The organism is Sulfitobacter sediminivivens (genome assembly GCF_042611115.2).
In the GTDB taxonomy this organism is placed as follows: Bacteria; Pseudomonadota; Alphaproteobacteria; order Rhodobacterales; family Rhodobacteraceae; genus Sulfitobacter; species Sulfitobacter sediminivivens.
In genome coordinates this window covers 82,838-97,359 of record NZ_JBHGAR020000010.1, presented here as the reverse complement: position 1 = coordinate 97,359, position 14,522 = coordinate 82,838, and the positions used below count along the sequence as shown (strand labels likewise).

Annotated in this window: 18 protein-coding genes; 7 read left to right on the top strand and 11 right to left on the bottom strand. The window is 56.9% G+C overall.

All coding sequences use genetic code 11. The features are described from left to right. Positions 1–9 precede the first annotated feature (9 nt). Entirely contained in the window at positions 10–1,182 is a 1,173-nt protein-coding gene (locus ACEWL3_RS11975) for a lytic murein transglycosylase (protein ID WP_386182968.1), read from the top strand. 15 nt (positions 1,183–1,197) lie between these two features. After that, positions 1,198–1,593 (top strand): rhodanese-like domain-containing protein, encoded by a 396-nt coding sequence (locus ACEWL3_RS11970; protein WP_386182970.1) that lies wholly within the window; start codon positions 1,198–1,200, stop codon positions 1,591–1,593. Positions 1,594–1,605: 12 nt separating this feature from the next. On the opposite strand, the gene ACEWL3_RS11965 is transcribed toward ACEWL3_RS11970, so the two are convergent. The 3 genes from ACEWL3_RS11965 to ACEWL3_RS11955 all read right to left on the bottom strand — a co-directional run bounded on the left by ACEWL3_RS11965 (position 1,606) and on the right by ACEWL3_RS11955 (position 5,985). After that, entirely contained in the window at positions 1,606–1,956 is a 351-nt protein-coding gene (locus ACEWL3_RS11965; protein ID WP_386182972.1) for a hypothetical protein, read from the bottom strand. Between the two features lie 42 nt (positions 1,957–1,998). Further along, positions 1,999–5,454, bottom strand: coding sequence for a chromosome segregation protein SMC (smc, locus tag ACEWL3_RS11960; protein ID WP_386182974.1), 3,456 nt, complete (start codon positions 5,452–5,454; stop codon positions 1,999–2,001). A 123-nt stretch (positions 5,455–5,577) separates the two neighbouring features. Continuing rightward, positions 5,578–5,985 carry a hypothetical protein gene (locus ACEWL3_RS11955; protein WP_386182976.1) on the bottom strand — a complete coding sequence of 136 codons (408 nt, stop codon included), beginning with the start codon at positions 5,983–5,985 and terminating at the stop codon, positions 5,578–5,580. A gap of 118 nt (positions 5,986–6,103) precedes the next feature. On the opposite strand from ACEWL3_RS11955, the gene ACEWL3_RS11950 reads away from it, so the two are divergent. Beyond that, a complete protein-coding gene (locus ACEWL3_RS11950) occupies positions 6,104–6,871 on the top strand; it encodes an FCD domain-containing protein (protein WP_386182978.1) in 768 nt (255 codons plus the stop codon). Positions 6,872–6,979: 108 nt separating this feature from the next. Here ACEWL3_RS11950 and ACEWL3_RS11945 read toward each other — a convergent pair whose 3' ends face one another. The 6 genes from ACEWL3_RS11945 to ACEWL3_RS11920 form a co-directional block, all read right to left on the bottom strand. Then, positions 6,980–7,552 (bottom strand): F0F1 ATP synthase subunit B, encoded by a 573-nt coding sequence (locus tag ACEWL3_RS11945; protein WP_386182980.1) that lies wholly within the window; start codon positions 7,550–7,552, stop codon positions 6,980–6,982. A gap of 3 nt (positions 7,553–7,555) precedes the next feature. Continuing rightward, positions 7,556–8,116, bottom strand: coding sequence for a F0F1 ATP synthase subunit B' (locus ACEWL3_RS11940; protein WP_386182982.1), 561 nt, complete (start codon positions 8,114–8,116; stop codon positions 7,556–7,558). Between the two features lie 89 nt (positions 8,117–8,205). Beyond that, positions 8,206–8,430, bottom strand: a complete 225-nt coding sequence (locus tag ACEWL3_RS11935; protein WP_114879913.1) for a F0F1 ATP synthase subunit C — start codon at positions 8,428–8,430, stop codon at positions 8,206–8,208. A 69-nt stretch (positions 8,431–8,499) separates the two neighbouring features. Further along, positions 8,500–9,258: a F0F1 ATP synthase subunit A gene (locus ACEWL3_RS11930; protein ID WP_386182984.1), complete on the bottom strand. Its 759-nt coding sequence runs from the start codon at positions 9,256–9,258 to the stop codon at positions 8,500–8,502. A 1-nt stretch (position 9,259) separates the two neighbouring features. Next, positions 9,260–9,589 carry an AtpZ/AtpI family protein gene (locus ACEWL3_RS11925; RefSeq protein ID WP_386182986.1) on the bottom strand — a complete coding sequence of 110 codons (330 nt, stop codon included), beginning with the start codon at positions 9,587–9,589 and terminating at the stop codon, positions 9,260–9,262. 204 nt (positions 9,590–9,793) lie between these two features. Continuing rightward, positions 9,794–10,687, bottom strand: coding sequence for a LysR substrate-binding domain-containing protein (locus ACEWL3_RS11920; RefSeq protein ID WP_386182988.1), 894 nt, complete (start codon positions 10,685–10,687; stop codon positions 9,794–9,796). Positions 10,688–10,793: 106 nt separating this feature from the next. Here ACEWL3_RS11920 and ACEWL3_RS11915 point away from each other — a divergent pair, with 106 nt between their 5' ends. Then, entirely contained in the window at positions 10,794–11,036 is a 243-nt protein-coding gene (locus tag ACEWL3_RS11915; protein WP_386182990.1) for a hypothetical protein, read from the top strand. Between the two features lie 39 nt (positions 11,037–11,075). Further along, on the top strand, positions 11,076–11,417 hold the full coding sequence (locus ACEWL3_RS11910) for an ArsR/SmtB family transcription factor (protein WP_386182992.1): 342 nt from the start codon (positions 11,076–11,078) through the stop codon (positions 11,415–11,417). Positions 11,418–11,593: 176 nt separating this feature from the next. Here ACEWL3_RS11910 and ACEWL3_RS11905 read toward each other — a convergent pair whose 3' ends face one another. Together ACEWL3_RS11905 and ACEWL3_RS11900 are read right to left on the bottom strand one after the other, a co-directional pair. Continuing rightward, on the bottom strand, positions 11,594–12,487 hold the full coding sequence (locus ACEWL3_RS11905) for a DMT family transporter (RefSeq protein WP_386182994.1): 894 nt from the start codon (positions 12,485–12,487) through the stop codon (positions 11,594–11,596). Then, positions 12,484–13,362, bottom strand: a complete 879-nt coding sequence (locus tag ACEWL3_RS11900; RefSeq protein WP_386183214.1) for a LysR family transcriptional regulator — start codon at positions 13,360–13,362, stop codon at positions 12,484–12,486. The genes ACEWL3_RS11905 and ACEWL3_RS11900 overlap by 4 nt, the downstream gene beginning before the upstream one ends. 110 nt (positions 13,363–13,472) lie before the next feature. Between ACEWL3_RS11900 and ACEWL3_RS11895 the strand changes: the two genes are divergently transcribed. Beyond that, a complete protein-coding gene (locus tag ACEWL3_RS11895) occupies positions 13,473–14,057 on the top strand; it encodes an FMN-dependent NADH-azoreductase (protein WP_386182996.1) in 585 nt (194 codons plus the stop codon). Next, positions 14,023–14,304 carry a hypothetical protein gene (locus tag ACEWL3_RS11890; RefSeq protein WP_435000929.1) on the top strand — a complete coding sequence of 94 codons (282 nt, stop codon included), beginning with the start codon at positions 14,023–14,025 and terminating at the stop codon, positions 14,302–14,304. Before ACEWL3_RS11895 ends, ACEWL3_RS11890 begins: the two co-directional genes overlap by 35 nt. Positions 14,305–14,522: the final 218 nt, after the last annotated feature.

The window sequence follows — 14,522 nt, the reverse complement described above, 5'->3', positions numbered from 1 at the left end:
AGGACCATCATGCGCCCCATTTTCTTTGCCGCTGTGCTTCTGGCAGCACCCCTAACAGCCTTTGCCGACACACCCTGTGGCGGACCGTTCACCACCTTTATCGAAGGTCTCAAGACCGAAGCCGCGGCGTCGGGGATCGCCCCCGCCACTGCCAATGCATTCTTGGCCAACGTTGGGTTGGACCCGTCCGTTTTGCGCGCCGATCAAAAGCAGGGCGTGTTTCAAATACCGTTCGTCGAATTTTCGCGGCGGCTGATCTCAAACGACCGGATCAATCGCGGTCGGTCAAACGGCCAAAAATATGATGCGGTCTTTGACAGGATTGAGGCCAACTATGGTGTTGACCGGGGCGTACTGCTCGCATTCTGGGCGTTCGAAACCGACTACGGGACCTTTCAGGGGGATTTCAACACGGCAAACGCGCTGGTGACACTTGCCCACGATTGCCGCCGCCCGGAACTCTTCCGTCCCCAGATTTTTGCCGCGATGGAACTTTTCGCGCGCGGCGATTTTAACCCGAACACCACGACCGGTGCATGGGCTGGCGAAATTGGCATGGTCCAGATGCTGCCATACGATATCCTCGAAAATGGTGTTGATGGGGATGGCGACGGCGTGGTATCGCTTAAGACCTCCCCTGCGGATGCCCTCACATCGGGTGGCAAAATGCTGCAAAGTCTTGGATGGCGGGCGGGCGAACCGTGGCTGGCAGAAGTCGTGCTACCGCGTGATTTCGATTGGTCACAGACAGGATTGGAAATAGCCAGACCCATCTCGGAATGGTCGGCCCTTGGGGTTGAACCCCGCAATGGCCCACTGGTAGAAGGCTTGAAAGCATCTGTGCTGATCCCGCAAGGTCGCAATGGCCCGGCCTTTATCGCCTACCCCAATTTCCGCGTCTATTTTGAATGGAACCAAAGCTTTACCTACGTCATGACCGCCGCCTATTTCGCCACGCGTTTGCAGGGGGCCAAGGTCTTTGAAGCGGGCAATCCGGATCGGGGACTGGACAGCAACCAGATGAAAGCATTGCAGAACCGGTTGCAAGACTTGGGGTATGATGTCGGTGGCATTGATGGCATCCTTGGCTCTGGCACCCGTGCCGCCGTGCGCGCCGAACAGAACCGGTTGGGGATGCCGGTGGATGGCTGGCCCACACCCGAACTCTTGTCAAAGCTCTGAGACGAGGAGACTAAAATGGCCCTTAAAATATCAGCCGCCCAGATGGTTGCAGATGCCCGCGCCCGGATTGAGGAAATCGAAACCAGCGATGGCATTGCGATGGTCAACGATCCAAATGTCCAGATCGTTGACCTGCGCGACCCCCGCGAACGGGCGCGCAGCGGCTTTATCCCCGGCAGCTTTCACTGCCCACGCGGAATGTTGGAATTTTGGATTGATCCCGACAGCCCCTATTTCAAAGACGTTTTTGCCGAAGACAAAAAGTTCGTCTTTCATTGCGCATCTGGCTGGCGGTCCGCAATTTCCGTAGCAACATTGCAAGATATGGGTTTTGATGCAGCGCACCTCAAGGACGGGTTTAGTGGTTGGGAAAAAGAGGGCGGGCCGGTTGAAAAGGACGCACCGAAATAGCGATTCCTACAATCATCTGGGCCGCACCGGAAACCGTCCACCATCCTGCGTCAACAGCACCAAACGCCCATGGCTGCGCACAAAGCGATCACATCGCGTGCGCCCGTTCACAAAGGTGACACAGACCTCGCCGTCTGGCCGCACCTCAAAATGTCCAAAAGCTGTCGCACCGCTCTGGTATGAATAGCTATAGGCACCGCCCACAGAATACCGCGACTTTCCACCCTCATAGAACGACAGAACATGACCATCCGTCAGGTTTAAAACCTCTTCATGCGTCAGCGCCGTGTCGTCTTCAAGCACATCAAACCCATCGGCAAAAACGGACGTCGGAAGCAGGGCAAGGGCCAGAACAAATCTCATGGCAAAAGGCTACTGCCGGACATCGACAATAGCCACTGACGTTCACGCGACCAACGTTTCAGCGGCCTTGAGATCGACAGAAACCAATTGGCTCACACCCTGCTCCGCCATTGTCACCCCAAACAGTCGATCCATTCGTGCCATCGTAACAGCGTGGTGGGTGATGATTAAAAACCGCGTGTCTGTCTGGCGGCACATTTCGTCCAACAGGTCGCAGAACCGCGTCACGTTGGCGTCATCGAGCGGCGCATCAACCTCGTCGAGCACACAAATCGGCGCGGGATTTGCAAGGAAAACGGCAAAGATCAGCGCCATCGCCGTCAGCGTCTGCTCTCCCCCACTCAGCAGGCTCAGCGTGCTCAGCTTTTTGCCGGGTGGCTGGCACATGATTTCCAATCCCGCTTCGAGCGGATCATCAGATTCGACCATCACCAAGTTGGCTTCACCACCACCAAACAAATGTTTGAACAGCAATGAAAAGTTCGAATTTACCTGTTCGAATGCGGTGAGCAACCGTTCGCGTCCCTCGCGGTTCAGACTGGCAATGCCACTGCGCAATGTCTTGATCGCTTCTTCAAGATCCGCCTTTTCCGCCGCCAGATTGTCATGCTCTTCCTGCACTTCTTTTGCGTCTTCCTCGGCTCGCAGGTTCACGGCCCCCAATGCATCACGCTGACGCTTTAGCCGATTTACATCGGTTTCCAACGCATCCGCGCCGGGCATCTGATCGGGGTTCATATCAAGTGCTGTCAGCAATTGATTGGGCGTCAACTGCTGATCCTCAGCGATCCGTTCCGCCGCAGCCGCCGCTGTCTCTTTTGCGGCCTCAGCCCGGGCCTCTGAACGTGCGCGGCCCTCACGGGCCTCTGACGCCTGCCGCTCCGCATCGCGCTCGGCGGTTGTCGCCTCACGTTGCGTGCTTTCACCGACCGACAGTTTATCCGCCGCCTCTGCGCGCCGGACTTCTGCCGTTGAAATGGCATCGCTCAGTTCATCGCGCTTTGCGGCAATCTCGGCTGGGGCGGCGCTCGCCTCTTTCAGGTCTGCCTCTGAGTTCGTTTTGCGCTCCACCAATTCCGCAGTGCGTTTTTCGGCAGTCTCAAGTCGGTGCCGCCAACCGCTGATTTCCTTGGTGACTTCCTGCGCCCGTTTCGTGCGCGCGTCGCCCTCGCGACGCAATTCGTCATGGCCGGACCGCCGCGACATCATCGTGATGCGCGCGGCCTCGACGGCCATGCGAATGTCATCAAGACTGGCGCGCGCTTCGGTCAGATCGCCCAAATCCGCCAACGCCCGCTCCGCCTCAAGCACACGTCCACGTGCCGACATCGCTTCGTCCTCATGGCGTTTGACGGCCAGACCAAGGCTTTCCAAACGGCCCTCGGCCAGATTGCGATCTGCCTCGGACCGGCTCAGCGCGCGGCCTGCATCGGCAACCATCCGATCCGCATCGCGTCGCGCCTCACGTGCGCGTTTGTCCGCATCGGATTGTTCAGCCAAAGTGCGTGTGAGGGTCTCATGCGCTGACCGCGCGCCCTCGGCCCTCTGGCTGGCTTGCTCAAGCGCTTGCTTCAGGACCTCAAGCCGGTTCAACTGTTGCAATCTCAGGGCAGCAGCGGATGGCGCATCCTCAGCCCACGCGCGATAGCCATCCCAGCGCCACAGATCACCTTCCGGCGACACCAACCGTTGGCCCGGCAACAATGCATGTTGCAGGCGCGGACCATCGTCAGGATCAACAAGCCCTATTTGGCCCATGCGGCGGACCAGTACCTCCGGCACTGACACATGCTGCGTCAACGGTGTGACCCCAGCAGGCAGCGGTTGCGGTGCATCATAGCTAGGCAAGACCGCCCAGCCCGAAGGTCCGTCCGCCTCAACCTGCGGCGCGCGCAGATCATCGGCCAATGCTGCGCCAAGCGCCTTTTCGAACCCATGTTCGACCTGTAACCGGTCAAGGATTTGACCCCCTTCTGCTGTGTCGCGTTCAACCAGTTTGGCCAACGCGCCTGCCTCAGCACGCAGGGCGTTCATCTCTCCCTCAGCCTCGGACCGTTCGGCGCGCGCATCCGCTTCTCTGGCTTGGGTCTCTGCACGGGCGGCTTCGGCATTCAAAAGTGCCGTATCGGCGGCTTCGGCGGCGGCAACTGCGGCTGCTTCGGCGCTTTGGGCCGCCGCAAAATCCACACCCGCTTTCTCTAGCGCGGCGCGGCTCTGTGCCACTGCGTCCTGTGCTTTCTGCGCCTCAGCCTCTGACTTTTCCTGCGTCTTTCTGCTGTCTTCAAGCAACCGTTCAGCCGATCCATGCCGGGCTGCCAGTCGTGCCATATCTTCGGTCAGCTGTGACAGATCACCTTCGCGCACCTGCAAGACCGCCGCCGCCTCACGCGCGGCCTCTGCGGCGCTCTCAAGGGCCGCTTCATGTCCCTCACCCGTCTTGGCAAGCTCGCGGGCCTCCCATTCCAGCCGCTCAATGGTTTCGCCCGCATCTTTGTTCAGGCCGCCTTCACGCTCGATATCGCGCGCCAATTGCGCAATGCGCCCCATCAGTGTTTCGATTGTCGCCTGTGCGCGCGCCTCTTGATCGGCCAACGTATCGCGCTGTACCGCCAACCGCTGTAATACTGCGGCTGCAATTGCCTCTTCCTCGCGCAGCGCGGGCAAAGCATCCTCAGCGACCTGTCGCGCCTTCGCAGCCTGCTGGACCACGCCTTGCGCCTGCGCAGCCGCAGTCACCCGGGCGCGCAGTTCTTCATCCGCCTTTGCGCGGGCATCATCCGCCTCACGCCAGCGCCGATAAAGCAGCATCCCTTCGGTCTTACGCAAATCATCGCCAATCTCGCGATACCGCGCCGCCTGTCGCGCCTGCCGGGCCAGTTGCGCCAACTGGGTTGCCAGTTGTTCAATCACATCATCCACGCGGGAAAGGTTCGCTTCGGCACCGTTCAGTTTCAGCTCTGCCTCATGTCGCCGCTGATAAAGACCCGAAATTCCAGCAGCTTCTTCCAGAATACGGCGGCGGCTCTTGGGCTTGGCATTGATCAGCTCTGCAATCTGCCCCTGCCGCACCAACGCTGGGCTGTGCGCACCGGTTGAGGCATCGGCAAACAGCATCTGCACATCGCGCGCACGCACGTCTTTGCCCGCCACCTTATAAGCACTGCCCACATCACGGGTGATCCGGCGCACGATCTCAAGATTATCGGTGTCGTTGAACCCTGAGGGGGCCAACCGCTCGCTGTTGTCAATGTGCAGAGCGACTTCTGCAAAGTTGCGTGCGGGCCGGGTGGCGGCCCCGGCAAAAATCACGTCTTCCATGCCACCGCCCCGGACAGCCGTGGGGCGGTTTTCCCCCATCACCCAACGCAGCGCTTCCAACAGGTTCGATTTACCACAGCCGTTTGGCCCCACAACGCCGGTCAAACCATCTGAGATGATCAGGTCGGTGGGGTCCACAAAGCTTTTGAAGCCTGTCAGTCTAAGTTTGGAAAAGCGCAAGTACTGCCGTGCTCCGATGATTCCATAGCTCGTAGGAAAATGAAGGTTCAGCGCCCCCTAAGTCAACACCATCACACCATACACAGGGGGTATATCGGCGGTTATCCACAAGATATTGCGATATTAGGCGGGATAGCAGTCCAAATCGACACTGACCTGACCAACGCCACTCAATTCGGTCCCGCGCACTGGGATGCAATCAAGCGCCGCCGGCGCGATCCGGTCACGTGGCGCGCCCTTACCGCAGTCCAACAGCCCTGTCGCCAATGCCTGATCGCCGCGCACCTCTTTGACTTTGCACCCGCTGACCTTGGCCATGGCGATGCCGGCTCGGTCCCGGATCGGTCCGAACCGAGGGGCATATTGCGTGTTGACGCGCATCGCTTCGGCCAGATCATCGCGCACGCGCACATCAAAAACCGACCCCTCAACAGTTACTCGGGTGGCAGGCAGGCCGCGAAAATGCGGACCAGCGGTGTTGCAGCCAGCAAGACCAAAGCAAAGACACATGAGATAGGCATAACGCGACATCCCGCATTGTCAGACGCGGATGGTTAACAATTTGTTACAACTCATGCCGCCCGGCCCATAAAAGCAATTGCTGCCCCGACCCTCTGGTCATATAATTTGACCAATTCGAGGATTTGCAATGCCCTTTCGCCCAGTGACCCAAGAAAAACTGTCTCATGCCGTGATCGGCCAGATCGAGCAACTGATCCTGCGCGGCATCTTACGACCGGGTGAACGGCTGCCTGCAGAACGTGAATTGGCCGAACGGTTTGGCGTTTCCCGGCCTTCCTTGCGCGATGCAATATCCCAGCTTCAGAAGACAGGCCTACTCAGCACCAAACCGGGGGCCGGCATCTATGTTGCTGACGTTCTGGGCAGTGCATTTTCGCCCGCCCTGATTGATCTGTTCTCGCGTCATGACGAGGCTGTATTCGACTACCTGTCTTTTCGCCGTGATATGGAAGGACTGGCCGCGATGCGCGCGGCACAGTTTGGGTCCGACACCGATCTTGCCGTTGTCCAAGCCGTGTTCGACAAGATGGAAAAGGCCCATACAAAACGGGATGCCAATGAGGAAGCGCAACTGGACGCGCAGTTCCATATGGCAATTATTGAGGCCAGCCATAACGTGGTGATGCTGCATATGATGCGCTCGATGTATGAATTGCTGCGCGGCGGGGTATTCTATAACCGTCAGGTGATGTTTAAACAAAAAATCAGCCGTTCCGCGCTTTTGGATCAACACCGCGCCATCAACAACGCCCTGCAAAGCCGCGATCCCGCCGCTGCGCGGGCTGCGGTTGAAGCCCATCTGAGTTACGTCGCCGCCTCGCTGACCGATCAGCAAAAAGCCGACCGCAACGACCAGATCGCCCGCCAGCGTCTGGAGCATGAAAGCAACACGTGATCCGGATAACTCGAAGGTGATGGAATGCGAAATCTTCACCTTGCCAGACAAACAAAAAACCCCGGCCAGTGACCGGGGTTTTCAGAATTATCGTACTGGCATCAAAGCCTAGTGCAGTTTCGCATCTACCTGCTCAATCGCCTCATCAATCAGCTTGTTGCCATCTGCGGCAGACATCTGTTTCGCGATCACGTCTCGTGCCGCAGCAACCGCAATCGTAACGGCAGTATCGCGCACTTCTTTCACCGCGGCAGCCTGAGCTGACACAATCTGTTCCTCAGCAGCGGCCATCCGGCGCTCCAGTGATTTAGCCAGATCTGCGCGTGCCTGTTCAGCAGCGGCATTGGCTTCTTCCTTCGCGGCAGAAACGATGCGATCCGCCTGATCCTGCACTTCTTTCTGCTTGCGCTCATAGGACGCCAGCAATGTTTGCGCTTCTTCACGCAGGGTGCGGGCTTCTTCCAACTCGGACTTGATGCCATCGGCACGTTTGTCCAGCATCCCACCCAAAAGTCCCGGCACCTTAAAGTAGATCAGGACGGCGATGAACAAAAGGAACGCCAGCAAAACCACAAAGTCAGTATTCTTGAGCGAAAAGAACACCTCGCCCGCAGCAAATGCAGGAGAGGCTATCATCGCGGCCAACGCGGTTGAAACGGATAAACGCATGTTCTTAACCATCGGTTATCCTTTCATCCGTGAGGTCACAGCAGCGTTGATGGTTTTAGCATCAGCCTTGCCACCCATCGCTGCAACGATTTCCTTGGCCGTATCCTTGGCCACGACTTTAACGTTCTCCAACGCGCTTGCGCGAATTTCAGCGATCGCTTTTTCCGATTCAGCGGCTTTCGCTGCAATCTCGGCGTCGGCACGGGAAATCGCATCGTCCAGATCCGCCTGCATATCCGCTTTGGCTTGCCCAACGATGCTGTGCGCCTCAGCGCGGGCATCAAGCAGAGCCTTGTCATATGCAGCTTCGGCTTCAACGGCCTTGGCCTTTAGGTCTTCGGCGGCGGCGATGTCATTGGTGATCGTGCCCTGACGTTCTGCCAGAACCGCACCGATACGTGGCAACGCCACGCGGGACAGAATAAAATATGTCGCGATCAGCGCCAGAACCAGCCAGAATATCTGATTTCCCCAAGTCGAGAAATCGAGCTGTGGCATGCCCGGTGTGCTGGCGTGTTCAGCCATGTCAACGCCAACGGCGTCGGCCAAACCATCGCTATGTGTTTCAGTTGCCATTTTGGCTTCTCCTTGGAAACTTGGCCGTTACGTGCCGGGCAGATACGTGCGTCGCATCTGCCCGCCTGTAAGGATATCAGTTCCGAGGATTAAACAGCGAACATCAACAGCAGGGCAACGAGGAACGCGAAGATCCCCAAAGCTTCTGCAAAAGCGATGCCGATGAAAAGTGTTGCTGTCTGACCGGCGGCTGCCGATGGGTTGCGCAATGCGCCGGACAAGAAGTTGCCAGCAACGTTACCAACACCGATGGCTGCTGCCCCGGAACCGATTGCTGCCAGACCTGCGCCGATGTGTGCGAGTTCGCCTTCCATGTGAATTCTCCTATTAGGTTGGAAGTTGAGTATTGGGACGGGTTAATTTCGCCCGAATGGATGATGTCGTTAGTGACCCGGATGCAGTGCGTCTTTGAGGTACACACATGTTAGGATGGTGAAAACGTAGGCCTGAATGAAGGACACAAGGACTTCGAGGCCGTACATGGCGGTGATCGCCACGATGGATACCGGGCTGATCAGGGTAATTGCGGCGAAGCCCGCGAACACTTTGATCACCGCGTGACCCGCCATGACGTTGCCCGCCAAACGAATGGAGTGGCTGACGGGGCGCACAAAATAGCTGATCAATTCGATGATCGCCAGAACCGGGCGCAGGGCCAACGGGGCAGATGCAACCCAGAACAAGCCCAAAAAGGCCGCGCCATTCTTGACGAAACCCAAAATGGTCACAGTCAGGAACACTGCCATTGCCAAAACAACGGTCACAGCGAAATGCGATGTTGGCGTAAAGGCGGTCGGGATCAGACCAAGGAAGTTGGCGCAGACGATGAACATAAAGAGCGTCATGATATAAGGGAAATACTTGAGCCCGTCCTTGCCGCATATATCTTCGACCATCTTATAGACAAAGCCATAAGCCAATTCAGCGACCGACTGCATCCGCGTTGGAATGATTGAACGTTTCGACGTGCCCAGAACCAGCAGGGCAAAAGTCGCCAGAACCGCCAGCGCCATCCACAATGTGGAATTGGTGATCGAGTACCAGGTTACAGCACCATCGCCCAAGATGTTCTCAACCTTGAACTGATCCATCGGGTGAAAGACCAGACCGCCTGTCTCTGCGCCGCTTGCCTCTGTTGCCATTTCAGGCTCCTTCGTTCTTTTTAGCCTGTTCGGCCAACTGCTTTTCCTGGATTTCCTTGGCAGAGCGGAGCATCGTCTTCACCCCAGCCGCCAAGCCCAGCATCACAAACAGCACCATGAAGATGGGCAATGTGCCGAACAGCAAATCAAGCCCGTATCCGATGCCAAAACCGATCCCAAGACCGGCCACCAATTCAATCACCATCCGCCATGCCAAATTGGCCTGAGAATAATGCTCATCCACGCGGGGTTTTGGCGCGTTGCGCTTTCTTGCGGCGTCAAGTTTGGCCTCAAGCTGCTGCAGTTGCTGCTGTTGGTCCGGGTCTGGCACGCCGCATTCCCCATTGGATAACTTGTCACGTAGCTACTGGTGGGATCGCTCGGAGTCAACCGCATCCATGCTCACTGCGTAATGCAAATAACATATTGTTTTTGCAGGTCTTTTAACAACGAAGATGCGCGCCTGATCCCCCATCCAATCTGGCAATGTGTCATCCTGAGGCTAATTCGTTATTCAACCAGTTGGTTGATGTTTTCAAACTGCCGGCTCGCTCCGAAAGGAACGGGTTTCATCAAGGAGCCATGCACGGAACTGCTTTACCGCTGAGCGACGCACGCCACGGCTGCCGTAAACCAGATAAAAGGCACCATCCCTGATCCCGATATCAAAGCACCGCACCAAGCGCCCCAGCCCGACATCAAACGAAACACATTCTGAAGACCCCAAGTACACCCCAAGCCCATTCAATCCGGCCTCGTAGGCGAGCGGCGACTTCATACGCCACTCATGATCCAAAAGCGCATCCGTTTGAACACCGGCAGCAGCGAACCATTGCTTCCAGATGTTGTTGGTCCGATCTCGGAGCAGCGGCAGTTTCAACAAATCCTCCGGCTTGCGAATACAATCTCCCATCAAATCAGGTGACGCATGGGGATAGATCGGGGCCGCGCTTAACAGATCGGACGGCCCATCCAATTTACCAGTGTGCGCAAATCGGACAGCAATATCCGCCTCGTATCTTTCAACATCCGCAAGAGCAGGCGATGCCTCCAGCCGCACCTCAACTTCTGGATAGGCCTTTCGAAACCCGGCCAATCGCGGAATGATAAATCGCTCAGCAAAAAGCGGCTCGCTGTTCACCGTAACTTGCCCTGTTGGCACATCGGCAAGGTCGTCCGTCGCATCTGCGATCATATCCAAGGCAGGCAGCACCCTTTCCAGATAGCTGCGCCCCACCATCGTCAACTCGACACCACGCGGCAAATCACGAAACAATTTCACACCGAGGCGAGCCTCTAACCCGCGCACATGACGGCTGATCGCTGAATGACTGACCAACAGCTCCTCCGCCGCACGGCTAAAGCTTTCATGGCGTGCCGCGGCATCAAACGCACGCAGGGCATTCAGAGGCGGAAGATTTCGCGACATTCATATACGTGCATTTTTTGCACACATAATGTCAAGTATTGGCGTTTGATCCAAAGGGCTTCTTCACCGTATCAATGCGTATCACTCAAAGATAACTGGAAATATCATGTCCTATTTGCATTTAAACGCGCTTCAGCGCGCCGGGCTCATTCGTGCTAAAATTCAGCATATTGTGAAATGGCCCCGCCTAAGTTCATTGATCAAATTGGCCAAACTGGGGTCAGATCCACGCCAATCCTATCCCAAACTCTCAGATCATCTGGCGCGCGACATCGGACTGGACCCTGCAGACCGGGAATGGGGCAGCATCGAACTGCCGTCGCAGACAACACATCATCCGCGCGGATGAATCGCTTTCCTGAAGCTGCGACCCTAGGTATGACAGGGCATGACACGAGACATTGACCAGGTATTTGCCGCCCTCTCCGATCCTACCCGCCGCACCATTCTGGCGATGCTGCTTGAGGATGATATGGCCGTCACAGATGTGGCAGAGCCATTTGACATGTCTCTGGCCGCGATCTCTAAACATTTGGGGGTTTTGTCGGCTGCCGGGCTTATCTCGCAGGAAAAGCGCGGGCGGGTCAAATGGTGCAAACTGGAACCGGATGCGATGCGCAAGGCTTCGGTTTGGATGCAGGGGTTTGGACAGTTCGAACCGGTCAATCTGGATGACTTTGAAAGGTTTCTCGCGCGCGAACTATCGGAGGTGGTATCAGACGAGGCATAAAACCGAGGTATGAAATTTCAGGCCCCGTCTGATGGTTCGCTTATAAAACGAACTGAACGATTGCCAAAACAATGACCACAAGACCGACAAGATAAATGATACCACGCATGGAGAATTCCTTTTAGTTTGCTTCTGGACCCCAACACATCAGGCAGCGGTTCGGTTCCAAAAAAGGTTCAAACGGTCTTTGCCACGTCGTCGCGCAGCAGCAAAAGGAGCGCCAAAACGGTAAAAGCCACCCCGATCAACACGATCGAACCGGGCGCGCCCTTGCCCAGCATGATCTCCCAGACGATGACCCAGCTTGGCGTCAGATAGGTATAGGCCATCACCTTGGCGGACGGCAGGCGCAGGGTGGCAAACTGCAACAGAATGATGGTCAATGCGGTTGCAAAAAAGGCCACATAAACAAGCGCAATCCAGACCATGTTTGGCAATTTGGCCCACTCAATAGCCACAAGGTCAGACCAGCCATAGATCAACAGCAGCACTGATCCGGCAAGCAATGTGCCAAAGGTAAACATCACCGCACTTTCGCCCCGGTTCAGGCGACGCACCATGGGTGTATAAATGGCATGGCTGACGCAACCGACGAAATAGATCGCTTCGCCCCGGCCCACGTCAAACGCCAGAAATGCAGCCAGATCCGCTTTGAAGATGACCCAAAGCGCCCCGCAGCCACCAATGCTCAGGGCAAGTGCCATGCGCTGTGTCAGAACTTGCCGCAACAGCACCCATGCAAAGCCCGCCGCCATCAGGGGCACCAGTGTAAATACAGCCGCCGCACTGACGGGTTGCGCGGTTTTCAGACCCTCAAACATCAGCACAAAGTAAACGGCAAAAAGTCCGCCCAGGATCGCGTACCGCCAGGGTGCTGTGAACCCTTGTCGGCTCACCGCGCCCCGTGACAAGGCAAATCCGCCGACCAGCACCGTCGCGATACAGAACCGAAGCGTGTTGAAAGCTGTGGGGCTGATATCATTGGCGACCAGCGCGCCCAGTGAAAACGACCCTGCAACCAGCGCCGAAAAAGCGAGCATGGCCAGATGCCCCAAGGTGCCAGGGTTCATTGCGGCCCCTGTTGCATCTGTTCCTTGATGAACCGCAGCAAAGCCTGCACTTTTGTTGTGCGGTGCAGATCGACATGGGTCACAAGCCAGATCGGTGCAGCCCATTCTGGCCGCGGTGGATATATCTCCACCAGACCGGGATCACCCTCTGCCTGTTCTTTGACCAGAAATCCAATGCCGGCCCCGGCGCGCACCGCAACTTCGGCCGCGCGGGTGTCAGACGTGCGGTACGATATTGACGATTCCGGCACATTTTCGCGCAGCCATTTGTAATAAGGTGCGCGGTTGTCCAGATCATCGGCCCCCACGAAACGGTGTTTACCATAGTCCTGTGGTCCTTCCGGCATGCCGTATTCAGCCACATAGCTGCCACTGGCATAGGCACCTATTTGCAGATCCAGCATCGGCTGCACAACGTTGTCAGGCTGGTCAGGTGCCAACCCCGCCCGGATGGCGACATGGGCTTCGCCATATTCCAGCCGAAACAGCCTGGAGCTGGTAAGATACCGGACAACCACATCCTTGTGCTGTTGCTGAAAAGCCGCGAGCATCGGCGCAATCAGCGGCGCGAGAGATGTCAAAGATGTCACAACCAGATCGCCAGACACCTCAGACCCCCGCCCTTTGATCCGGCCAACCATCTGATTGAACTGGTCATCGGTTGCCTTGGCCACGCGCAAAAGATCCTCGCCAGCCTCGGTGGCCGTATACCCTCGCGGGTGGCGCTGAAAAAGCTTCACGCCAAGCCGCCCTTCAAGCGCATCGATATGGCGAATGACCGTCGCGTGATGAACACCCAGAACCTCGGCCGCACCGCTCACCGTGCCCACACGGGCAACTTGGTACGCAGTCTTTATCTCATCCCAATCATCCATCTGAACCTCATGTGCGCTGGCGAACATATTCTGCGCCATATTGCCCGTTGAGTTCGCAAATACAATAGTCAATTGATGAGCAGACCCACCTCCTTCTGAAAGGACATCACATGACCATTCTGCGTATTGATTCATCTGCCAATATCGAAACCTCCGTCACCCGCGAACTGACAGATCACATCATCTCAAGTCTGGGGGCAACTGACGTCACCATCCGCGACCTTGCCAAAAATGCATTGCCGCAGATCGATCACGTCTGGACCGTCGCCCGCGCCGTCCCTGCGAAGGACCGCACCGATGAACAGGCGAACGCCCTTGCACAATCTGACGCGCTGATCGCCGAAATCATGGCTGCAGACACCATCGTGATCGGTGCCCCTGTGTACAACTTTGGTATTCCAGCTTCTCTCAAAGCATGGATTGACCTGATCGCCCGTGCGGGCGTGACGTTTCGCTATACTGAAAAGGGGCCAATTGGCTTGATTGACGGCAAGCGCGTGATCATCGCACTGGCATCTGGGGGCACACCGATGGGCTCTGACATGGATTTCGCCAGTGGCTATCTGCGACATGTGCTGGGATTCATGGGAATGACAGACGTGACCTTTGTTGCTGCGGACACCCTTGCCAAAGACCCAAGCGGCACGATGCTGCGCGCCCATGCGCAGATCGACACTCTGGCCGTTGCCGCATAACAATCGGGGCGCGGCACACCATCAAGGGTCGCGCCCCCTTTTGACGGAATTAGCCGTTGAGGCTAAGGCAAATGCGATGAAAGTGACCCGCAATACCCTGGACCAATTGATCATTTCCGATACACTCTGGCTGATCAGCATCGCATTGACCTGTTTCATTTTAATCTTCGTCGCTGCGGGCCTATTCGCAGCAAGTGAAATACCGTGGCTTGGGTTTCCCTTTGCCGCTAATGGTGCCGGGATCTGAGCGGTCGCATTCTGGGCGTTTGTCCGACGAGTGCAGGTTATCATAGATCGCCCAGCCAATACGCTCACGATCCGAAGGCAGTCCATTCTGGGTTATCAAAGCGTCACACACGCCCTAAGCGACCTGTCACGCGCGGTGGTGGAAACCTCCGTCAGCAACAATCGCACTTCCGGTTCTCGCACCCTCATGAACCGGGCAACACTGATATTTGACACCGG